Genomic DNA, 21,221 nt, shown 5'->3' with positions numbered 1-21,221 from the left:
TGTGGTGGCGCCCGGGCGCGGACGGATGCGAGGGAGCATACCGACCGGTACGCATGGAGGGGAGTCTCCGGGAGGACGGAAGACGGCTTCCGGCGCGAACGGGCGGGCCGGATCGCCCCGGGATCAGTCGAGCACGCGTCCGAGGTACGCCCGCAGCAGCTCCCGCGTCTCGGCGATGATCGCCTCGTCCCCCTGCGGGTCCATGCGGAAGGCCAGTTGCACCAGGGTGTCCGCGCTCTCCACGGCGACCAGGAAGACCAGGCGCAGGGTGTCGTCCGGCCTGCGGCCGAGGTGGCCGGAGAGCAGGTCGGTGAGCCGGTCGGCGATCCGGGTGTTGGGCTCGGCCTGCCGGCCGCCGACCGGGATCTGGTTGCCGAAGTCGATCAGGGAGAAGCCGGGCGCGGTGCGCTTCATGGCCAGGTACTCGTCCAGGACGACGTCCATCGCGGTCCGCCAGTCCCCCTCGCCGGCGCCCTCGGCGCGCGTCCGGCTCAGCCGCTCGACGACGCGTTCGGTGTACCGCTCCAGGTTGCGCTGGGCGAGGGCGTCGGCCATCTGCCGTTTGTTGCCGAAGAACCGGTAGACCGAGCCGATGGGCACGCCGGCGCGCTGGGCGACGGCGCGGGTGCTCAGCGCGTCGTAGCCGACCTCGTCGAGGAGTTCGGCGCACGCGTCGAGGATCCGGGTCAGCCGTTCGGCACTGCGCCGCTGGACGGGCGCACGGCGGAGCGATGTCGCGTGGGGCACGGGCTTCATGATGCCTCTCCGCCGGGGTCCGGTGAACCTCACCCCTCATTACGGAAGAGGGTGGCCCGGGCGCTCATCCCCCGGCGGACAGGCCTGGGCCGTGCCGGGCGTCGCGGCGCGGACGCGACTTCGCGGACACGGCCTCAGGGCTGCGCCGTCCCCGATTCCGCGGCTGAGACCGTGATGTCGGCGGTGCTCTGGACGGGTTCGCCGCGCACGGCCCATACGGTGCCGTCGTCGGCGTACAGCCGCGCGGTGACGTGGTGGGTGCCGCGCCGGACGAGGCGGCCGGGCAGGTGGTACTCGTGCCCGCGCAGCCGGGCGACCCGGTGGCCGTCCACGAAGAGGTGGGCGAGTCCGCGCCCGGTGACCGCCGTGGGCCGCGCGCCGGGCGCGGAGCAGCGGAAGTGACGGAAGGCCAGCCGGACGTCCCAGCCGCCGGGGCCCGGGGTCACCTGGACGCCGACCTCGGGGGCGTTCCCGCCGGGAACCTCGCGCAGATGGCGGCCGGTCTCGTCCGTGTCGGCCAGGACCGTGCCGACCGGTGACGACGAGACCGCGTCCCCCCGGCCCCGCGACTCACCGCTCCCGCAGCCCGCCACCCCGCACGGCAGCAGGACGCAGGCCGCCAGCACGGCGAGAGATCTGCTCCTCCACGACGTCCACGACATGCTCCGGAGACTAGGTCAACGCTCCCCGCGCCCGGATCCGCCTGAAGTCTGGTTCTCCGCATCCCCCGTGCGGAGTATGCGAAGCCCTCTTGCGCGGGCCCGCACTCATTCCTACGGTGATGCATAGGAATCAGGACCGTGAGGGAGCGAGAATGAGCGCGGACGCGCGGAAGACCGCCGAGGGACTGTCGTATCTGACCGGATTCGGCAACGAACACTCCTCGGAGGCGGTGCCCGGCGCCCTGCCCGAGGGCCGCAACTCGCCGCAGCGCGCGCCGCTCGGCCTGTACGCGGAGCAGCTGAGCGGCACGGCGTTCACGGAGCCGCGGGCGCACAACCGCCGCTCCTGGCTCTACCGCGTCCGTCCTTCGGCGGCACACCCGGCGTTCACCCGCACCGGCAACGGCTCGATCCGTACGGCACCGTTCACCGAGGCCGTGCCCGACCCGAACAGGCTGCGCTGGAACCCGCTGCCCGAACCGGCCCCCGGGACGGACTTCCTGTCGGGGCTGTGGACGCTCGGCGGCAACGGCGACGCGGCCCAGCGCGCCGGCATGGCCGTGCACCTGTACCACGCCAACGCCTCGATGGAGCGTGTCTTCTCGGACGCCGACGGGGAGCTGCTGATCGTGCCGGAGCGCGGTGGTCTGCTGCTGCACACCGAGTTCGGCCGCCTCCACGTGGAGCCCGCGCACGTGGCACTGATTCCGCGTGGGGTGCGCTTCCGTGTGGAACTGCTCGACGAGTCCGCCCGGGGTTATGTGTGCGAGAACTACGGGGCGGCCTTCCGGCTGCCGGACCTCGGACCCATCGGCGCCAACGGGCTCGCCAACTCCCGGGACTTCCGGGCGCCGGTCGCCGCGTACGAGGACGTCGAGGGCCCGGTGGAGGTGGTCAACAAGTTCTGCGGCAACCTCTGGTCGGCCACCTACGACCACTCCCCCCTCGACGTGGTCGCCTGGCACGGCAACTATGTGCCGTACGTCTACGATCTGCGCCGTTTCAATGTGATCGGCACCATCTCGTACGACCACCCCGACCCGTCGATCTTCACGGTCCTGACCTCCCCGTCGGACACCCCGGGGCTGGCCGGGGTCGACTTCGTGGTCTTCGCGCCGCGCTGGCTGGTGGGCGAGGACACCTTCCGGCCGCCGTACTTCCACCGGAACGTGATGAGCGAGTACATGGGCCTGATCGAGGGCGCGTACGACGCCAAGGCGGAGGGCTTCGTGCCCGGCGGCGGCTCGCTGCACAACATGATGTCGGCGCACGGCCCGGACCGGGAGACGTTCGACCGGGCGAGCGCGGCCGAACTGCGGCCGCAGCGGATCGACGACGGCCTGGCGTTCATGTTCGAGACCCGCTGGCCGGTGACCCTCACCCCGCACGCGGCCGGTGCGGACCACCTCCAGCAGCGCTACGACGACGTGTGGCAGGGCCTGGAACGCCACTTCCGCGCGTGACGCGTTCATTGCGCCGGACGTTCCCCAACAGGTACGGATAGCCGTGTGACCTCCTTCGCTCCGGATTCGATCGTCCTGAACCGCAAGCTGCCGCTGTGGTACCAGGTGTCGCAGTCGCTGCGCGCCTCGATACTCGGCCGCTCGCCCGAGGACCCACTGCGCCTGCCCACCGAGGAGCGGCTGGCGGAACACTACGGCGTGAGCGTGCTGACCATGCGGCAGGCGCTGAAGGAGCTGGAGGACGAGGGGCTGATCAGCAGACACCGGCGGCGCGGCACGTTCATCGAGCCCGATGTGCGGCGTGGCGCCCCGGTGCGGCTGCTGGGCTCGGTCGACGCGATCGTGGCCCAGCAGTCCGGCATGGCGACCGAGCTGCTGGCGCACGGCCGCGAGCCGGTGGCCGGCGAACTCGCGGGCTACTTCCCGGACCTCGCGGAGGTGGCGACGTACCACCGGCTGCGCAGCGACGAGAAGACCGGCGAGCCGACCAACCACGCCCGCAACCACGTCCGCCCCGAACTGGCGGCGCGCATCGATCCGGAGGACCTGGTCCGCTGGCCGATGACCAAGGTGCTGCGCGATGTCGTGAAGGCGGACATCAGCCGCATCACGGACACGGTCGAGGCCCGGCTCGCCGATCCGGAGACCGCGCGGCTGCTCCAGGTGCCGCTGCTCAGCCCGATCCTGCACTACACGGGTGTGACCTACGACTCCGTGGGGCGGGTGCTGGACGTGGTGGTCATCCACTACCGGGGCGACCGCTTCTCGTTCACCGTCACGCTGGACGCGACCTGATGCCGGGCGGCGGCCAGGCCGTACGATGCCCTGCGTGACGCACGACGACGCTCCGCCGCTGGCGGACCTCATGCCGTGGTCCGTCGCACCGCTGCGGACGGGCCGCGCCTGGCCGACGGCACCCGATCCGGCCTGTCTGAAGGCCCGCTGGAACGCCCTGCTGAAGGCCGTGGGCACGGACCGGGAGACCCTCTTCGAGCCGACCCGCTCCCGTACACCGCACTCCGCGGTGGCACAGCTGCCCGGCCAGACCGCCGGCACCGTACGGCTGGCGAGGGCCGAGGGGCCCTGCGCCGAGCCGGTGCGGGTCCTGGCGGCGCCCTTCGACGAGCAGTGGCTGATCCCGGACCACCGGCTGCTCGACGCGGCCCGGCCGGAGCTGTGGCGGGTGGCGGGCGAGCGGCAGGTGTTCGTGGTGGAGACGGGTGACGAGGGCCCTCTCCTCGCGACCGCCCTCCTCCCGCTGGTGCGCCCCGGCCGCATCCGCCCGCTGTACCGCCGCCCCGACGGCACGGAGCCGAACCTGGCGCCCGGCCTGCTGGACCATCTGGCCTCCCGCCTGGGGGAACGCCCCTCGGCCGAGGACGTGCTGGCCTGGATCCTGGCGGTGGTCCGCCCCGGGCTCACCGTCCCGCTCACGGAGGATCGAGGGGTCTGGTCGGCCGGCGTGGAGCTGGGCCGCCGCATGTTGTGGCTGCTGCGCCGCGACGGCGAACGCCCCAGGCTGCCCGGCGGCCGCCGTCCCTACGTCCGCGCGCCCCTGCCCGCGTGGCCCGGCGGCCTGCGCTACGACCGTGACGAGGAGACACTGCACCTCGGCGAGGGCCGCGTCTCCCCCGTGCCACCGGAGGCCTGGGACCAGGAGGTGGCCGGAGTCCGGGTGCTGGAGGCCTGGTTCGCGGCCCGCACGGACCCGGCCGAGCCCGGCACCCTGGCCGCGATCCGCCCCTCCGCGTGGCCGCAGGCGTGGACGTCGGAGCTGCTGGAGCTGATCACCGTGCTCGCCCTGCTGGCGGAACTGCGCCCCCGGCGGGCCGCCCTGGAGGTGACGTCACCGGTCACGGCGACCGCCCTGCGCCGCGCGGGCGTCCTCCCGGCCCCGGACGCCTCCCGCCGTCCCGCGTCGGTCCTGGACCACCAGGAGGAGGGCCCGGAGGGCCAGTTCGCCCTGCTCTAGGCCCTGTCGTCAGACTCCCGGCGTCCACCCGGAGGGCGGCCCTCGCGGCGTCAGGTGCGTGCTCTCGGCGTGCCGGGTCCTGGCCCTCGTACGGCATGTACTCGGGCCTGGGCCCGGTACGGCGAGAGTGCGTGCATGGCGTCGCGGGGCATGCGGGAGTTCGACGAAAGCCCCTAGGTGTGCGGTCCGGACTCCCGCCGCCGGCCCGGAAGCCGCCGCCAGCGCCTGGGTGCCCGCCGCGGGCCGGCGCTGCGGACGCACCCCGTCCGGGCGGCCGGGGAAGGGGGCGCGGGACGCGGGTGCTGACAAAGCCGCCGGCCGGGGGAGATCATCCACCCCATGGATCGTCTCCCGCTGCCCCTGGAGGGCATCACCGTCGTCGCCGTCGAACAGGCCGTGTCCGCGCCCTTCGCGACCCGGCAGCTCGCCGACCTGGGGGCCAGGGTCGTCAAGGTGGAACGGGTCGACGGCGGCGACTTCGCGCGCGGTTACGACACCGCGGCCCGCGGTCTCGCCTCGCACTTCGTGTGGTGCAACCGGGGCAAGGAGTCCCTCGCCCTGGACCTGAAGGACCCCCGCGGCCTGGACGTCGTGCGGCGGCTGATCGCGGACGCGGACGTGTTCGTGCAGAACCTCGCGCACGGGGCCGCGGCCCGGCTCGGCCTCGACGCCGCCACGCTGTGCGCGGCGCACCCCCGGCTGATCGCGGTGGACATCTCCGGCTACGGCGGCTCCGGGCCGTACGCGGACAAGCGGGCGTACGACATGCTGGTGCAGTGCGAGGCGGGGCTGGTGTCGGTGACGGGCACGCCCGGGCAGCCGGTGAAGGCGGGCATCCCGGCGGCGGACATCGCGGCCGCCATGTACGCCTTCTCGGGTGTGCTCGCCGCCCTGGTGCGGCGCGGGACCACCGGACGGGGCGGCCCGGTGGAGGTGTCCATGCTGGAGGCGCTCGCCGAGTGGATGGGGCATCCCCTGCACCACACGGTGCACGGAGGTGAGCCCCCGGCGCGCACCGGGCTGGCACACGCCGTCATCGCGCCGTACGACGCCTACGCGACGGCGGACGGCGGACGGGTGCTGCTGTCGGTGCAGAACGACCGGGAGTGGCGGCGGCTGGCCGGGCAGGTCATGGGCCGCCCCGAACTGGGGACGGACCCGGTGTACGCGACGAACGCGGCGCGAGTGGCGCACCGGGAGCGGACCGACGAGCTGGTCGCGCGGGCGCTGGGCGCGCTGGACACCGACGAGGCGCTGGCCCGGCTGGAGAAGGCCGGCATCGCCTGCGCGCGGCTGCGGGACCTGCACGAGCTGGCGGAGCATCCACAGCTGGCGGCCCGGGAGCGGTGGCGTTCGGTGGGATCGCCCGCCGGGCCGCTGACGGCGCTGCTGCCTCCCATCACACTGCCGGGCGGGGACGAGGCGCGGATGGGCGACGTGCCCGCGCTGGGACAGCACACCGATGCGCTGCTGCGTGCCGTGGGGATGACGGACGACGAGATAGCAGCGCTGCGCCGGGATGGTGTGGCGGCCTGAGCGCGGGCACCCCGGACGGAACTCCGGGGGTGCCGGCCGGCTCGGGGACGAGGCTCAGCGAGGATGCGCGAGGTGCCGAGCGGCGGCTCGGCGGCTGCTCAGTGACCGCCGAACAGCGAGCGGCGCAGCCTGCGCAGAGGAGCGAAGAGGGAGACGCGGCTGACCCGCACACCCCGGTCGCTGCGCCGGTGCCCGGAGTCGCGCGCGGTCAGTTCACGCATCAGCGTGGTGGCCTCGAGCGTCTCCCGCTGCGGTATGGCGGGACCCCCGAGCACCGAAAGATGGCGGTCGAGGCGCGAACTGGTCGCACTGCTCCCGCAGGTGATCGCAGGGACCCTGGCCCTGCTGCGCACTGTTATCTGCTCCATGTCACTCCCCACCCGTACGAGTCCACCCGGCCCGGGCAGGCTAACCCTATCGTCCCAATGCGGCATGCGTGTATCTCGCCCACAGGATTCACCTTCCCCACAAGGGGGTTGACCATCCTTCTTTGACTACTCTCCGAATCCGACCGATTTCAGGGTGAGTTGGACAATGGGCTGACTGGTCGGCTGAGCTGACCCTCCGTCAGGCTCGATGGTCACGGCGAGTGACGACGAGGACTTGCCGAGCCCCTTCGCGATCAGGGGCGTGTCGCCCGCGAGGAGCCCGAGGGAGCGCGGTTGCGCGTGCGGGCGCATGAGCCAGAGCTGGTGCACGCGCCCGCCGGACGGGGTGCCGTACCCGCTCAGGGTGACGACGGCCTCCCCGTTCGACGCGGAAGCGATCACTCCGATACTCCGGCCGCGCGCGTCCTCACTGGTCGAGGCGCGGGCGTCGGACGCGGCGAGAACGTGGGCGATCTCACGTGCCCGGGCATGTTCGGCGTCGAGCCGGTCCTGCGTGCGGTTCGCCTGGACGGCGACGAGGGAGGCGACGACTAGGGCCGCCGTGGCGGTGGCCGTGGCGAGCGGGGCGAACAGGGGGCGGCGTGCGCGGGGTGTGCGGGCGCGGCCCGGCGGCGGCTGGGCGCCCCACACGTGCGGGGGAAGCTGCGGCGTGCGCTCCCGGGCCGGCACCCGCTCCTGCGGGGTGCTGCGGACGGCGGCCAGTACCCGGTCGCGCAGGGCCGAGGGCGCGGGGGCCGCCGCGGACCAGGCGAGGCGCACCGCGTCCTCGGACAGGTCGCGCACCTCGGCGGTGCACCGGTCGCAGTCCTGCAGGTGCTTGTCGAAGCGGCGCCGCTCGCCGGGTTCGAGTGCGTCGAGCGCGTAGGGCGCGGCGAGGGAGTGCAGGTCCTCTCGGTGCAGCAGTCTGCCCAGGATGCTCATGCCGCGCCTCCCAGGCACTCGCGCAGCCGGGTGAGGCCGTCGCGCATCCGTGTCTTGACCGTGCCGAGCGGCAGGGAGAGCCGCTCGGCCACCTCACGATAGGTGTAGCCGTCGTAGTAGGCGAGGGTCACGGACTGGCGTTGCAGGGCGGTGAGGCGTTTCAGGCAGCGGCGCACCCACTCGCGTTCCAGGCCCGCCTCCACCTCCTCGGCGACCTGGTCGAAGGCGGGCTCCCCGGCGCGCAGCGCCTCCCGCTGCTCGCGTTCACCGGCCGCGCGTGCGCTGCGCACCCGGTCGACGGCGCGGCGGTGGGCGAGGGTGAGGATCCAGGACAGCGCGCTGCCCCGCCGGGGGTCGAACCGGGCGGCGGAGCGCCAGAGTTCGAGCAGCACCTCCTGGGCGACCTCCTCGGACTGGGCGGGGTCGCGCACCACGCGCCGCACGAGCCCGTACACGGGCCCGGACACCAGGGAGTACAGGTCCTCGAAGGCCCTCTGGTCGCCGCCCGCCACGAGCACGAGCAGCTCGTCGGCCGCCATCCGAGCCCCTTCTCCCCGGCCGCAACCGGCCCTTCCTCGCGCACCGCGCATCCGCACCGCACACACCTCCCCGAGGTGATACGGATCGGCGGGCCGGAAACGCGGGTCCCGGACCGGGAAAAAGTTTTTGCCGTCCGACCAAACCGATCGGCGGGTCCGCTCCGTATACCCGTCCGTCAAAGGCAAGTCGGCACTGAGGACGGACGGCATGACACCTCTTTTCTCCAGGAGCGGTGCGAGGCGCTCGAGCCTGGTAACGCTCATCTGTGGGGCGCTGGCGGCCGGAGGGCTCGCAGCCGCCGGCGTCACCGCGCTGGAACCCGGGGCGGCCTCCGCCTCCTCCCACCGGGAGGCCCCGCTGATCTCCGGCACCCCGCAGTACGACAACACGGACCTGTACGCGTTCGTCAGCCCGGACAAGCCCGACACGACGACGATCGTGGCGAACTGGATCCCGTTCGAGGAACCGGCGGGCGGGCCGAACTTCTTCACCTTCGCGGACGACGCGCAGTACGACCTGCACGTCGACAGCAACGGTGACGCCCAGGGCGAGCTGGTGTTCCGGTACACCTTCAAGACCCACACGAAGAACGGGAACACCTTCCTGTACAACACGGGACCGGTCACCAATCTGGCCGACCCAGACCTCAACGTCACCCAGACGTACGACCTCGACCTCATCCGCCTGAAGAACGGGCACGAGTCGTCGCGGACGAAGCTCGCGGACGACGTGCCGGTGGCGCCGTCGAACGTCGGCAAGGCGTCCATGCCGGACTACGGCAAGCTGCGCCGGCAGGCCGTGTACAAGACGGCGGGCGGCGCGACGACCTTCGCCGGGCAGGCGGACGACCCGTTCTTCCTGGACCTGCGCGTCTTCGACCTGCTGTACGGCGGCAACCTGAGCGAGGTCGGCCGGGACACCCTCAAGGGCTACAACGTCAACTCCATCGCCCTGCAGGTGCCCAACGAGCTGATCCGTGAGTCCGCCCAGCAGCCCGTGGTGGGCATCTGGTCCACGACCCAGCGCCGCAACGCGCAGGGCTACTACGCGCAGGTCTCGCGCCTGGGCAACCCGCTGGTCAACGAGGTCGTCAACCCGCAGAAGGACAAGGACAGGTTCAACGCGTCCCAGCCGGCGTACGACGCACAGTTCCTGAAGAACGTCACCAACCCGGAGCTGCCGAAGCTCATCGAGTCCATCTACAAGATCAAGGCGCCCGCCGAGCCGCGCAACGACCTCGTCGACGTCTTCCTCAAGGGCGTCAAGGGCCTCAACCAGCCGCCGAACGGCAAGCCTTCGGAGGAACTGCGGCTGAACACCTCGATCAAGCCGGCCATGCACCCCAAGCGGCTGGGCGTGCTGGACGGCGACAACGCGGGCTTCCCGAACGGCCGTCGGCTCACCGACGACGTGATCGACGAGGCGCTGCAGGTCGTCGAGGGCGAACTGGTCGGCTCCAAGAACGACCTGGGTGACGCGGTCGACAAGAACGACAAGAAGTTCGAGAAGTACTTCCCCTACGTCGCCGAGCCCACGGCCGGTTCGCGCGGCCGGCTCGCCAAGGGCACGACCGCGGGCACGGACGTGCGCAGCCAGCTCGGCGACGCCCTGCAGCCGGCCGGCTCGTCCTCGGGCGGCTCCGGCGACACCGTGCTGATCGCCGGCTCGGCCGCCGCCGGTGCGGCCGGGATCCTGCTGATCGGTACGGCCTTCGCGTGGTGGCGCCGGCGCATGCAGCGCCCGTACTGACACCCGCGTCCCACCGGGACCGGCGCGGCCCGTATTCCCCTCCCCCACGGCGGGCCGCGCCCTTTTTCTTCCGACACCACCAGGCGACCGAGGAGTGGGCATGTCCCCGCGTACGAACGACCCGCACAGGGATGACCGGCACGGCGACGCCGACGGGGCCGGCGAGCGGCGGACGGACCCGGAGCGGGAGGGTTCCGGGGAGCCCGGTACGCCGAAGGCCCAGGCCGGGGCGCGCGACGGTGCCCCGGCCGAGGGCGCACCCGGTGCCGCGGCCGGGGGCCCCGACGGGCGCGCGCCCTCGGACCCCGGCGAGCGCGCGGCCTCGCAGCCCGACGGGGGTGCGCCCTCGGATTCCGACGGGCGTGCGCACTCAGGGTCCGACGGAGGTGCGCCCTCGGACCGCGGCGACCATGCGGCCTCGGACCCCGACGGGGGCGCGCCCTCAGAGTTCGACGGGCGTACGGCTTCGGACCTCAGCGCGCATGCGGCCTCGGACCCCGACGGCGGCGCGGCCTCGGACCCCGAGGGGGGTGCGCCCTCGGATTCCGACGGGCGTGCGCACTCAGGGTCCGACGGAGGTGCGCCCTCGGAGCCCGGCGAGCGGGTCGCCGCCGTCCGCCGGGTGGCCGCCGCCGGGCGGCGCCGGCACGCCGCACAACTGGGCCTCTGCGCGGCACTGCTGGCGGTCGCCATGACCGGCGGTGCGATCGCTCTCGGCGCGGACCGGGAGCCGGCGCCGGTGCCGGCGGCCTCCAGCGCCGTGGACCCCGCCGTCCTCGGCGGCGGGAACCTCGACGCGGGCATCGCCGCGCTGCAGGCCCATCTGCGCTCCCAGCCGCGGGACTCCGGCAGCTGGGCCACCCTCGGCCTGGCCTACGTCGAGCAGGCGCGGACCAAGGGTGATCCGTCCCGGTACCCGCAGGCGGAGAAGGCGCTGGGACGGTCCCTCTCGCTGGCCCCGGACAACGACCAGGCCCTGGCCGGCCGCGCCGCCCTCGCCGCCGCGCGGCACGACTTCAAGAACGCTTTGGCCTTCGCCGATCGGGCCCTCCGACAGAACCCCTACAGCGAGCGCGCGCTGTCCTCCCGTATCGACGCCCTGGTGGAACTCGGCCGGTACGCCGAGGCGGCGAAGGCCGCCGGGACCGCCGACGCCCGCAAGCCGGGCGTGCCGGTCTTCACCCGGTACGCGTACGTGCGCGAGCTGCGCGGGGACGTGACCACGGCCCGCCGGGTGCTGCGTCAGGCGCTGTCCGCCGCCACGTCACCCGGGGACACGGCGTACGTGGCCGCGCAGCTCGGCCAGCTCGCCTTCAACCAGGGCGACCACAAGGCGGCCCTCACCTTCTACGCCCGTGCCCTGGCCGCCGACGACGACTACCTCCCGGCGCTGGAGGGCCGGGCCCGCGCGCAGGCGGCGAGCGGTGACCGGGCGGCGGCGATCAAGGGACTGGAGACGGTGGTCGCGCGGTACCCGCTGCCGGGCCCGCTCGTCGAACTGGGCGAGCTGTACGAGGCGCGGGGCACGGCCGGCGACCGGGCCCGGGCCGGGCGGCAGTACGCCCTCGTGGACGCCTGGATCGCGCTGGCCCGCGCCAACGGCGTCAACGCGGACCTGGACACCGCGCTGGCCGCCGCCGACCACGGCGACCGGACGGCCGCGCTGCGGGCGGCCCGCGCCGAATGGTCCCGCCGGCACACCGTGCACACGGCGGACGCCCTGGCCTGGGCGCTGCACGTCAACGGCCGGGACGCCGAGGCCCTGCCGTACGCCCGCCGGGCCACCGGCACCGGCTACCGCAACGCGTCCTTCCTCTACCACCGCGGTGTGATCGAGCTGGCCACGGGCCACCGCGCGGCCGGGCGCGCCTCGCTGGCCTCGGCGCTGAAGCTGAACCCCGGGTTCTCCCCGCTGGGCGCCGCACGGGCCCGCAAGGCCCTGGAGGGTACGAAGTGAAACCGCGTCTGCTGCTGGTCCTCCTCGCCGCCTGCGTCCTCGGGCTCCTCCCGGCCGGCGCCGCGAGCGCCCACCCCCTCGGCAACTTCACCGTCAACCGCTACGACGGCCTGGTCGCCGCTCCCGGACAGCTCCGCGTCGACCACGTGGAGGACCTCGCCGAGATCCCGGCGACCCAGGCGAAGCCCGACCTGGAGCGGCTGGGCCGGGCGGCGTGGGCCCGGCAGCGGTGTGCGCGGGCGGCCAAGGGCAGCGCCCTCACCGTCGGCGGGCGCCCGGCCGCCCTGACCGTCGAGAGCGGCACGGCCCGCCTGCGCCCCGGCCAGGCCGGGCTGAACACCCTGCGCGTGGAGTGCCGGCTGACCGCCCCGCTCCCCCGCCACGGCACGGTGGACCTCGGCTTCCGCGGCGCGGGCGCGGCCGGCGGGCCCGGCTGGCGGGAGATCACCGCGCGCGGCGACCGGATGACGCTCACCGCGACGGACGTGCCGAAGAGGTCGGTGACGCACGAACTGACCACGTATCCGAAGGACCTGCTGTCGTCGCCCGCCGACACCACCGCCGCGTCACTGCGGGTGCGGCCCGGCGGCCCGGCGCTCGCCGAGGAGCGGCAGGACGCCCCCGGCGCCGGTGTGCTGCCCCGGGGCGCCGACCGCTGGACCCAGGCCCTGGGCGACCTCGTGGCCCGGCGTGACCTCACCGTCGGGTTCGCCGCGCTCGCCCTGCTCATCGCGGTCGTCCTGGGCGCGATGCACGCGCTCGCGCCGGGTCACGGCAAGACCCTGATGGCCGCGACGGCGGCCGCGCGCGGCGGCCGGGCGCGGATGCGGGACGTGCTGCCGCTGGCCGCCTCGGTCACGGTGACCCACACCCTGGGCGTGGTCGCCCTGGGCCTGCTCGTCACGGCCGGCTCCGCCGCCACGCCCTCGGTGATCGCCTGGCTGGGCATCGCCAGCGGCGTCCTGGTGCTCGTGGCCGGCGTCGATCTCGTACGCCGCGCCTGGCGCACCCGCGCGCACGCACGGCCGCACCGGCACCCGCACGGACACGAGCATGACCACGAGCACGCGGAGGCCCGCCCGTTGGCCCTGGTCGGTGCGGCTCGGGAAGCCTCCGGAGCCGGGCACCGTCACGACAGCGAGGCGCACGCCCACGCCGACCACGTGCACGACGGACACACCCATCCCCACCACGAGCACACGGGGCACGCCCACCCTCACCACTACGACGACCACGACGCCGGGCACCACCACGACCACCACCACGACCAGGACGGCGTCCACCACCACGACCACGGTCACGACGGCGGACACCACGACCACGACGGCCACCACCATCAGGGTGGCGTGGTGCACACCCACGGCGGTCACACCCACAGCCACCCCACCGCACCCACCCTGCGCGGCACGATCCTGCTCGGCTTCGCCGGCGGTCTGGTCCCCAGCCCGTCCGCCGTGGTCGTGCTCGTCGGCGCGGCCGCGCTCGGCAAGGCCTGGTTCGGGCTGCTGCTCGTCGTGGCGTACGGGGCGGGTCTCGCGCTGACGCTCACCGCGGCCGGGTTCGCCGTCGTCCGGCTGGGGTCGGGGGTGACCCGGGTGCTGGAGCGGCGTCCGCGCTGGACCGCGCACCCGCTGGCCGCCCTGGTGCGCCGGACCCTGCCGCTGGTCTCCGCGGCGGTCGTCGTCGCGCTCGGTGTCGGATTGGTGCTCAAGGGGGCCGCATCCGCGCTCGGCTGAGCTACTTTTATGGAGAATTCGCGCGAGATGCCTTGGGGGCACCCGTGTCCGAAGAGCCGGGCCGTGAACGTGTGATCGCGGGGCGCTACCGTCTGCTGGCCCCGCTGGGCGCGGGCGGCATGGGCACCGTGTGGCGGGCCCGGGACGAGGTGCTGCACCGCGAGGTCGCCGTCAAGGAGGTGCGGGCCCCGGCCGGGCTGCCCGCCCCGGACGTCGAGCGGATGTACGCGCGCCTGGAGCGCGAGGCGTGGGCGGCGGCCCGGGTCGCGAACCGCAACGTGGTGACCGTCTACGACGTGGCGCTGGAGGGCGGACGGCCCTGGATCGTGATGGAGCTGGTGCACGGGCCGTCCCTCGCCGACCGGCTGGAGGCGGAGGGCCCGCTGCCGCCGGCGCGGGCCGCGCACATCGGTGCCGAGGTGCTGTCCGCGCTGCGCGGCGCGCACGCCGCCGGGGTGCTGCACCGGGACGTGAAGCCGGCCAACGTGCTGCTCGCCGAGGACGGCCGGGTCGTCCTCACGGACTTCGGGATCGCCACGGTCGAGGGCAGTTCCGCGCTGACCATGACCGGCGAAGTGATCGGATCGCCCGAGTACCTGTCCCCGGAGCGGGCGTTGGGGCGTACGCCGGGGCCCGAGTCGGACCTGTGGTCTCTGGGCGTGCTGCTGTACGCGGCGGTCGAGGGGATCTCCCCGTTCCGGCAGGACACCCCCCTGAGCACCCTGCGCGCCGTGGTGGACGAGGAGTTGCCGCCGCCGCGCCGGGCCGGACCGCTCGCTCCCGTGATCGCCGGGCTGCTCCGCAAGGACCCGGCCGGACGGCTGTCCGCCGAGCGGGCCGAGGCGGACCTGCGGGTGGTCGCCGCGGGCGGGACCCCCGGGGCGGACACGGTGTCCGTGGCGTCGCCGTACACGCCGACGACGGCCGTCCGCCCCGCACCGGCCGGGGCACGCGGCGCCCCGCCCGCGCCGCTGCCCACCGGGTACCCGGGCCCTGGGACCACCGCGGAACAGGACGTGCGCCCGGGCCGGGACCGCCGTGCCGCGCTCGTCCTGGCCGTGGGCGCGCTCGCGGTCGTCCTGGCGCTGGCCGGGCTGACGTACGCGCTGACCCACCCCGACGGCGGGCACGAGTGGGGTGACGCGACGGCGAGCGGCGGCCGGACGAGCGGCGCAGCGCACTCCCCCACGGCGAGCGGCGGCACCGGTCCGGACACCGCGGCGCCGGTCCCGCCCACGCACAGCGGCTCTCCGGCGAGCAGTGGTCCGGCCCAGTCCGTGCACGTCACGGTGGCCGGGGCGCACACGGCGTACTCCGGGGCCTGTCCCCCGCCCACCGCGCAGGCGCCGGCTTTCACGGCGACGTTCACGGTGCGGCGGCTGCCCGCCCTGGTGGAGTACCGGTGGGTGCTTGCGCACGGGTCCCTGTCGGACGGCGGGTGGAGGACGCTGTCCTTCCCGGAGGGCGGCGCACGGACCGGGCGGGCCCGGGTGACGGTGACGGCCCTTCCCGGGGCCGGCGGGACGCTGGAGAACGAGATCAGCGTGGAGGTACGCGGTCCGGTGCGCAACGCGTCGGCCGCCGTGCCGTTCTCGGTGACCTGCACGACGGCGGAGACCCCGTCGGACGGGGCCTCCGCCTCCGCCTCGGGCTCACCCACGAGTTCACCCTGACGGGTGAGCCCTGACGAGTGAGCGCGGACGGGTCACGCCGCGTTGGTGAACACCGGCAGGTAACCGCTCGCCTGACCGGACGCGGTGGGGTGGTACGACTCGCCGATGTCGAGCCAGTTGACGCTGTGCAGCCAGGAGCTGCCGGAGCAGATCTCGTGGCCGGAGAAGGTGGTGCGGACGTCGCCGAAGACGAAGTTGTGGGCGGTGGCGCGGGTCTTGATGGTGGCGTCGAGGAAGTCGGACGCGTCGTTGATCGCGGAGCGCTTGGTCTCGGAGAGGCCGAGGCAGGCCTGGCCGAGCAGGTAGAAGCGGGGGTAGCCGATGACGACCACCCGGGCGGACGGGGCCTTGGCTCTGATCGTGTCGTAGACGGTGTCCAGCTTGCCGGGGAGCGTGTTGGCGACGTACGCCCTCGCGGTGTTGATCTTGGACAGGCAGGTGCTGTCGGACTGGAGCACGCAGGTCGTCATGACGTCGGCGAAGCCGGCGTCGTTGCCGCCGATGGTGATGGACACCAGTGAGGTCGAGGAGTTGAGCGAGCCGAGCTGGTTGGCGAGCACGTCGTCCGTCTTGGCGCCCGAGCAGGCGTTGAAGGCGAACGAGGACGGGCTGTGGGCGGCGTTCCACAGGTACGGGTACGCCTTCGTGCTGCGGTCGCAGCTGCCGCTGGAGCCGATGTAGCTGCCGGAGCCCACTCCGGAGGAGTACGAGTCACCGAGCGCCACGTACCCGCCCGCCGCGGCCGTCGAGGACGCCTGCGCGGAAGCGGCCCCGGTGAGACCGAGGCCGGCGGCGAGGAGGAGCGAGGTAACGAATCCGGTAAGTCGGGAACGTCTCATGGAACCTCCCTTTAGCAGGATGTCTGCTGCAACTGTCGTAGCAACTACGCGTGTTGACGGGAAGTGTCCATGCCAAGACTTTTGTGATCTCAACGAGATCAGCTCGAAACGTTCACTGCTCATCTATTGCGTGGACATGTCAGACGTGTTGACGCAGCGTCAATCCGGGCAGGGAAATGCCGTGCGCGGAGCGCATCCGTGCCGGATCATGGCGGCATGTCTGCCAACCCGCACGACGCTCTGCCGATCCGGCTCCACGTCGACGACTCCGACTCGCCGTCCGACGTCGTCGACGCGCTGTTCCTCGGCCGCTTCGCGACGGGCGAGCAGCCGTACTCGCACGCGGTGAACATCGACCGGGTGCGCTCCGGCGCGACCCTGCTGCCGGACGGCGCCAGCGTGCTGCGGGTCGCCCGCGACGACGACCGCAGCGCGACCCTCGCGGAGGGCGACGGCTGGACGCTGCTGGTCTCCCGCTGGAACCGGGGCGCGGACGTCACGGTCACCGCGACCACCGCCGAACTGGCGAAACGAATCCTCGACCAGGCGACCGACGGCGCCGCCGACGAGCCCGAACCGCAGCCCGAGAACGTGACGATGGGCTTCTGGTACGTCTCCCCGCGGCGGGGCCCGCACCGGACCACCCGTCAGATCTCCGCGGGCACCTGGGAGGAGATCCGGCCCAACTACACCGCGCCCGTCGCGGACGCCATGGACCGGCTGATGACCACGACCCCCGAGGACATCGCGGGCCGGCTGCTGCTCCTGCACGGCCCGCCCGGCACCGGGAAGACGTCCGCGCTGCGCACCCTGGCCCGCTCCTGGCGGGACTGGTGCCAGGTCGACTGCGTACTCGACCCGGAACGCCTCTTCTCCGACGTCGGCTATCTCATGGACATCGCGATCGGCGAGGACGACGGCGCGGGCAAGGGCCGCTGGCGGCTCCTGCTGCTGGAGGACTGCGACGAGCTGATCCGCGGCGAGGCCCGGCACACGGCGGGGCAGGCCCTGTCGCGGCTGCTGAACCTGACCGACGGCCTGCTCGGCCAGGGCCGCAACGTCCTGGTCGGCGTCACCACCAACGAGGACCTGGAGCGCCTGCACCCGGCCGTGGTCCGTCCGGGCCGCTGCCTGGCCCGCATCGAGGTGGGCCCGCTGACCCGCCCGGAGGCGGTGGACTGGCTCGGCACCGAGCAGGGCCTCGGCCGGGACGGCGCCACCCTCGCCGAGCTGTACGCCCTGCGCCGCGGGACGACACCGACGTCGGTACCGGGCGCCCGGGAGGGGGCGGACGCGGGCCTGTACCTGTAGGAGCCGGATCCGGGTGCTTTGATGGTTCCATGACCTTGTTCGTCGGCACCTCGGGGTGGCAGTACAAGGACTGGCGGGACCTCGTCTATCCGGCCGGAGTCCCGGCACGGCTGTGGCTGGAGGAGTACACCCGGCTCTTCGCGACCGTGGAGATCAACAACGCGTTCTACCGGCTGCCGTCCTACGACAACTTCGCCGCCTGGCGGGCGCGGGTCCCGCCCGACTTCGTGGTGGCGGTCAAGGCCAGCCGCTACCTGACCCACATCAAGCGCCTGAAGGACCCCTTGGAACCGGTCCACCGGCTGATGACCCACGCGGCGGGCCTCGGCGGCCGGCTGGGCCCGGTCCTCCTCCAGCTCCCGCCCACCCTGCGCGCCGACCCGTCCCTGCTGGACGCCTGCCTGGCCTGCTTCCCGCCCGGTACGCGGGTCGCGGTCGAGCCGCGTCACGACTCCTGGTGGACGCCGGAGGTGCGGAGCGTCCTGCGGTCGCGGGGCGCGGCCCTGTGCTGGGCGGACGTCCTGGCCCGCCCGGTCACCCCGCTGTGGCGCACCACCGGCTGGGGCTACGTCCGCTTCCACCAGGGCCGTGCCCAGCCGTGGCCGCGCTACGGCCGGCGGTCCCTGGAGACCTGGGTGGACCGCATCGCCACGACGTGGCCGGAGGGGGAGGACGTGTACGCCTACTTCAACAACGACCCCGGGGGCGCGGCGGTCCGGGACGCGGTGGTGTTCGGCAGGGCGGCGGGCAGGGCGGGGCTGGCGGTGACCCGGGTCCCGAAGCACGCGACGGCGCGGTGAGGCGCGACGGCGCGGTGAGGCCTCCCGCCTACTCGCCGTAGGCCGCCCGCAGGGCGTCCCGCACCGCGGCCAGCGCCTCCGCCTCCCCCAGTCCGAGCCGCCGTACCCGCTCCGCGTACGCCTGCGCGGCCGACGACGCCTCACGCTCCGCGGCCGAACCGGCGGCGGCCACGAACGTGCCGTGCCGTCCCCGGGTCTCGATCACCCCGTCCGTCTCCAGCGCCCGGTACGCCTTGGCCACGGTGTTCACCGCGAGCCCCAGGGACTCGGCCAGCCCCCGCACGGTGGGCAGCCGGTACCCGACCGGCAGCGCGCCGGACCGCGCCTGCTCGGAGATGTGCGCCCGCACCTGCTCGTACGGGGGCGCGCTGTCGTCGATGCGGATCTTCAGGCTCACGGGGCGATTGTCCCGCACCCGCCGGAAAATGAGAGGCACCCGGCGACGCCCACCGCGTACGGTCCCTGCTCATGACAGTGATCGTGCGCGACCTGCGCCCCGATGTCCCGGCCGACACCGAGGGCTTCGCCCGGGTACGCGCTCTCGCCCTGCCGTACATCCTGTTCACGCCGGAATCGGTCCGGCACACCGCCACCCGCATCCATCCCGACGCCCGCTACCGTCCGCTGGTCGCGGTGCAGGACGGTGAGGTGATCGGCACGGCCCAGGTCCATCTGGTCCATGACAGCCCCGACCCGGGCCAGGGCTGCCTGAACGTCTACGTGCGCCCGGACCGCACCCGCCGCGGAGCCGGCCGGCTCCTGGTGCGGGCCGCCGAGGAGTACCTGACGGCGCAGGGGGCCACGAAACTGTTCGCCTGGGCGCTCGACGAGCCCGCCAACCGCGCCTTCGCCGAGCGGCGCGGCTACACCCAGGGCCGTTCGGGCCACTTCCTCCGTCTCGACCTGGCGAACGGCACCCTCCCTCCGCTGCTGGACGTCCCGCCGGACGTGGAACTGCGTACCGCCGCCGACTTCGCGGCCGACCCGCGGCCCCTGTTCGAGCTGGACGCGGAGACGATGCTCGACGAACCGAGCGACGTCACCAGCGAGTTCACGGACTACGACGCGTGGATCGCGGAGAACTGGCGGCACCCGCTGCTCGACCGGGACCTGACCACGGTCGCCTGCGTCGGGGGCCGCCCCGCCGCCTTCACGGTGGTCTACACGGACGGCGGCGCCCGCTACTCCACCGCGATGACGGGCACCGCCCGTGCCCACCGCGGCCGCGGGCTGGCCAAGCTCGCCAAGGTGCACAGCCTGCACCGGGCACGCGCGGCCGGCGTGACGGAGGCCTTCACCGGTAACGACACCGGCAACGACCCCATGATCGCGATCAACAAGTGGCTCGGGTACGAGATCTGCGCCACGGAGGTGCGCTATGTCCGCGAACTCGGCTGAACCGGCCGACCTGGTGGAGGTCGTCCTGGTCAAGGGCGGCCGTACGAAGATCCGTTACCCGGCCCGGCTGCTGCACGACGACGGCGTCCGGATCTCGGTCCGCGCCCCGTGGGCGGGCGAGGGCGTGCGTGACTTCGGGTTCGTGCGCTTCGAACCGGGTGACGTGTTCACCGAGCACTACTGGCGGGACCGCTGGTACTCGGTGAAGGAGGTCCGGGCCGGGGACGGCGCCCTGAAGGGCTGGTACTGCGACGTCACCCGCCCCGCCACCCGGACCGGCGGCGAGCTGGTCGTCGAGGACCTCGACCTGGACCTGTGGTGCTCCGCCGACGGCACGGTCGTACGGCGCCTGGACGAGGACGAGTTCGCCGAGAGCGGCCTGGCGGAGCGGGACCCCGGGGCGGCGTCCGCCGCGGTGGCCGCCCTGGACGAGCTGGAGGGACTGGCCCGAGAGGGCGCCCTGGGGACGCCGGCCTCCTGAGCCCCGGGGCCGTCCGCCCCTCACACCGTCGCGAGCACCGCGTACCGTTCGTCGTCCACGGCCTTCCCCCACAGCGCGGGGTCGTCGGACAGCCGCTCCACGCGCGCGTGCCGGGTCACCGGCTCCAGCAGGGCCACGAGCCGGTCCGCGGGTATGCCGACCGGGGCGACGGCCCCCCAGACGCCCTCGACCAGCACGAACCGGCCGCCGGGCCGCAGCAGGGTGCGCCAGTGGCGCAGCACGGCCGCGGGGCCGGGCAGCGTCCACAGCACGTGCCGGACCAGGACCACGTCGTAGCGCCGCTCCCCCACCGGCGGTGACGCAGCGTCCCCGCGGAGGACCACCGCGTCACGGCCGGCGAGCTTGGCCCGGGCCCGGCCGGCCATGGCCGGCGAGCTGTCGACGCCGGTCACCCGGTGTCCCTGCTCGGCCGCGAGGAGCGACATGCTGCCGGTGCCGCAGCCGAGGTCGAGGACGTCGGCGGGGTGCCCGGGCAGCCAGGAGCGCAGCCGGGCGGCCCAGGCGGCCCGCACCCCGGGGGCGCGCAGACCGTGGTCCGGCTCGTCGTCGAAGGCGGCGGCCGCCGCGTCCCAGTCCACTCCGGCACCCACCGCGACCGCCTGCTCACCGTCGTGCGTCATGTCCCGCGTCATGCCCGAAGAGTGACAGCCGCCACTGACAATCGGGCACCGATGAGGAACTCTCCCCGAAAGCGTCTGCGTCCGCGACAACGCGGAACCCGGTGGACGCCGAAGGAGGCAGACATGCGCCGTGTGACCGTGCAGAAGCCCCTGAAGAGGACGGACGGCCGCCGCAACCGCGAGGAGCCGGAGGAACCCCCCACGGGACGCCCCGAGGTGCGCAGGGACATCGCCCGCACCTGGTGGCCCGACAGCTGACGCGGACCCCGGCGCCGGTCGTCGGCGACCGGGACGACGACCGTGTGGCGCGGCTCGCCGCCGCCCGCCGGACGGGCCGATCGCTGCTACGGCCCCCACCGTCATGCCCCTGTTCCTGAGCCATCGGTTAGCTCTTCCT

The 21,221-nt window shown here is 73.8% G+C and carries 21 protein-coding genes; 13 read left to right on the top strand and 8 right to left on the bottom strand.

The features are described 5' to 3' along the window. Positions 1–123 precede the first annotated feature (123 nt). Together IE177_RS13540 and IE177_RS13535 are read right to left on the bottom strand one after the other, a co-directional pair. Positions 124–756, bottom strand: coding sequence for a TetR/AcrR family transcriptional regulator (locus IE177_RS13540; protein WP_190015559.1), 633 nt, complete (start codon positions 754–756; stop codon positions 124–126). A 134-nt stretch (positions 757–890) separates the two neighbouring features. Then, positions 891–1,418, bottom strand: a complete 528-nt coding sequence (locus IE177_RS13535) for a hypothetical protein (protein WP_190015558.1) — start codon at positions 1,416–1,418, stop codon at positions 891–893. A gap of 152 nt (positions 1,419–1,570) precedes the next feature. On the opposite strand from IE177_RS13535, the gene hmgA reads away from it, so the two are divergent. The 4 genes from hmgA (at position 1,571) to IE177_RS13515 (ending at position 6,389) form a co-directional block, all read left to right on the top strand. After that, positions 1,571–2,881 (top strand): homogentisate 1,2-dioxygenase, encoded by a 1,311-nt coding sequence (gene hmgA / locus IE177_RS13530; protein ID WP_190015557.1) that lies wholly within the window; start codon positions 1,571–1,573, stop codon positions 2,879–2,881. A 45-nt stretch (positions 2,882–2,926) separates the two neighbouring features. After that, positions 2,927–3,676 (top strand): GntR family transcriptional regulator, encoded by a 750-nt coding sequence (locus tag IE177_RS13525; RefSeq protein ID WP_190015556.1) that lies wholly within the window; start codon positions 2,927–2,929, stop codon positions 3,674–3,676. A gap of 25 nt (positions 3,677–3,701) precedes the next feature. After that, positions 3,702–4,853 carry a type ISP restriction/modification enzyme gene (locus IE177_RS13520; RefSeq protein WP_190015555.1) on the top strand — a complete coding sequence of 384 codons (1,152 nt, stop codon included), beginning with the start codon at positions 3,702–3,704 and terminating at the stop codon, positions 4,851–4,853. 339 nt (positions 4,854–5,192) lie between these two features. After that, the gene (locus IE177_RS13515) at positions 5,193–6,389 is read left to right on the top strand and encodes a CaiB/BaiF CoA transferase family protein (protein ID WP_190015554.1); all 1,197 of its coding nucleotides are present in this window, start codon (positions 5,193–5,195) and stop codon (positions 6,387–6,389) included. Positions 6,390–6,487: 98 nt separating this feature from the next. On the opposite strand, the gene IE177_RS13510 is transcribed toward IE177_RS13515, so the two are convergent. The 3 genes from IE177_RS13510 to IE177_RS13500 all read right to left on the bottom strand — a co-directional run bounded on the left by IE177_RS13510 (position 6,488) and on the right by IE177_RS13500 (position 8,238). Continuing rightward, a complete protein-coding gene (locus tag IE177_RS13510; protein ID WP_190015553.1) occupies positions 6,488–6,757 on the bottom strand; it encodes a hypothetical protein in 270 nt (89 codons plus the stop codon). Positions 6,758–6,883: 126 nt separating this feature from the next. Then, complete coding sequence (locus tag IE177_RS13505; protein WP_190015552.1) at positions 6,884–7,699, bottom strand: anti-sigma factor; 816 nt, start codon at positions 7,697–7,699, stop codon at positions 6,884–6,886. Next, positions 7,696–8,238 (bottom strand): sigma-70 family RNA polymerase sigma factor, encoded by a 543-nt coding sequence (locus IE177_RS13500; RefSeq protein WP_190015551.1) that lies wholly within the window; start codon positions 8,236–8,238, stop codon positions 7,696–7,698. Before IE177_RS13500 ends, IE177_RS13505 begins: the two co-directional genes overlap by 4 nt. A 208-nt stretch (positions 8,239–8,446) precedes the next feature. Here IE177_RS13500 and IE177_RS13495 point away from each other — a divergent pair, with 208 nt between their 5' ends. The 4 genes from IE177_RS13495 to IE177_RS13480 all read left to right on the top strand — a co-directional run bounded on the left by IE177_RS13495 (position 8,447) and on the right by IE177_RS13480 (position 15,354). Beyond that, positions 8,447–9,988, top strand: a complete 1,542-nt coding sequence (locus tag IE177_RS13495) for a DUF4331 domain-containing protein (protein ID WP_190015550.1) — start codon at positions 8,447–8,449, stop codon at positions 9,986–9,988. 100 nt (positions 9,989–10,088) lie between these two features. Continuing rightward, positions 10,089–11,945: a tetratricopeptide repeat protein gene (locus tag IE177_RS13490; RefSeq protein WP_229816037.1), complete on the top strand. Its 1,857-nt coding sequence runs from the start codon at positions 10,089–10,091 to the stop codon at positions 11,943–11,945. Continuing rightward, positions 11,942–13,681, top strand: coding sequence for a sulfite exporter TauE/SafE family protein (locus tag IE177_RS13485; RefSeq protein ID WP_190015549.1), 1,740 nt, complete (start codon positions 11,942–11,944; stop codon positions 13,679–13,681). The genes IE177_RS13490 and IE177_RS13485 overlap by 4 nt, the downstream gene beginning before the upstream one ends. Before the next feature lie 44 nt (positions 13,682–13,725). After that, on the top strand, positions 13,726–15,354 hold the full coding sequence (locus IE177_RS13480; RefSeq protein WP_190015548.1) for a serine/threonine-protein kinase: 1,629 nt from the start codon (positions 13,726–13,728) through the stop codon (positions 15,352–15,354). A gap of 32 nt (positions 15,355–15,386) precedes the next feature. On the opposite strand, the gene IE177_RS13475 is transcribed toward IE177_RS13480, so the two are convergent. Further along, positions 15,387–16,193 (bottom strand): SGNH/GDSL hydrolase family protein, encoded by an 807-nt coding sequence (locus tag IE177_RS13475; RefSeq protein ID WP_190015547.1) that lies wholly within the window; start codon positions 16,191–16,193, stop codon positions 15,387–15,389. 216 nt (positions 16,194–16,409) lie between these two features. Here IE177_RS13475 and IE177_RS13470 point away from each other — a divergent pair, with 216 nt between their 5' ends. Both IE177_RS13470 and IE177_RS13465 read left to right on the top strand, forming a co-directional pair. After that, positions 16,410–17,504, top strand: a complete 1,095-nt coding sequence (locus tag IE177_RS13470; RefSeq protein WP_190015546.1) for a DUF5925 domain-containing protein — start codon at positions 16,410–16,412, stop codon at positions 17,502–17,504. Between the two features lie 29 nt (positions 17,505–17,533). Continuing rightward, positions 17,534–18,304: a DUF72 domain-containing protein gene (locus IE177_RS13465; RefSeq protein ID WP_190015545.1), complete on the top strand. Its 771-nt coding sequence runs from the start codon at positions 17,534–17,536 to the stop codon at positions 18,302–18,304. Between the two features lie 28 nt (positions 18,305–18,332). Here the strand turns inward: IE177_RS13465 and IE177_RS13460 are convergent, their stop codons facing one another. Further along, a complete protein-coding gene (locus IE177_RS13460) occupies positions 18,333–18,701 on the bottom strand; it encodes a GntR family transcriptional regulator (protein WP_190015544.1) in 369 nt (122 codons plus the stop codon). 71 nt (positions 18,702–18,772) lie between these two features. Between IE177_RS13460 and IE177_RS13455 the strand changes: the two genes are divergently transcribed. Further along, positions 18,773–19,702 carry a GNAT family N-acetyltransferase gene (locus IE177_RS13455; RefSeq protein WP_190015543.1) on the top strand — a complete coding sequence of 310 codons (930 nt, stop codon included), beginning with the start codon at positions 18,773–18,775 and terminating at the stop codon, positions 19,700–19,702. Next, complete coding sequence (locus IE177_RS13450) at positions 19,683–20,183, top strand: ribonuclease FAU-1 family protein (protein WP_190015542.1); 501 nt, start codon at positions 19,683–19,685, stop codon at positions 20,181–20,183. Before IE177_RS13455 ends, IE177_RS13450 begins: the two co-directional genes overlap by 20 nt. A 20-nt stretch (positions 20,184–20,203) precedes the next feature. On the opposite strand, the gene IE177_RS13445 is transcribed toward IE177_RS13450, so the two are convergent. Beyond that, positions 20,204–20,836 (bottom strand): class I SAM-dependent methyltransferase, encoded by a 633-nt coding sequence (locus IE177_RS13445; RefSeq protein ID WP_373305082.1) that lies wholly within the window; start codon positions 20,834–20,836, stop codon positions 20,204–20,206. Between the two features lie 111 nt (positions 20,837–20,947). On the opposite strand from IE177_RS13445, the gene IE177_RS35395 reads away from it, so the two are divergent. Then, entirely contained in the window at positions 20,948–21,082 is a 135-nt protein-coding gene (locus tag IE177_RS35395) for a hypothetical protein (RefSeq protein ID WP_268253162.1), read from the top strand. The last annotated feature ends 139 nt before the right edge of the window (positions 21,083–21,221 follow it).

The sequence above is a fragment of the Streptomyces lucensis JCM 4490 genome (genome assembly GCF_014650035.1).
Lineage (GTDB): Bacteria > Actinomycetota > Actinomycetes > Streptomycetales > Streptomycetaceae > Streptomyces > Streptomyces lucensis.
Note: the sequence above shows the minus strand (reverse complement) of the source record. Positions and strands in the feature narration are given on the sequence as shown.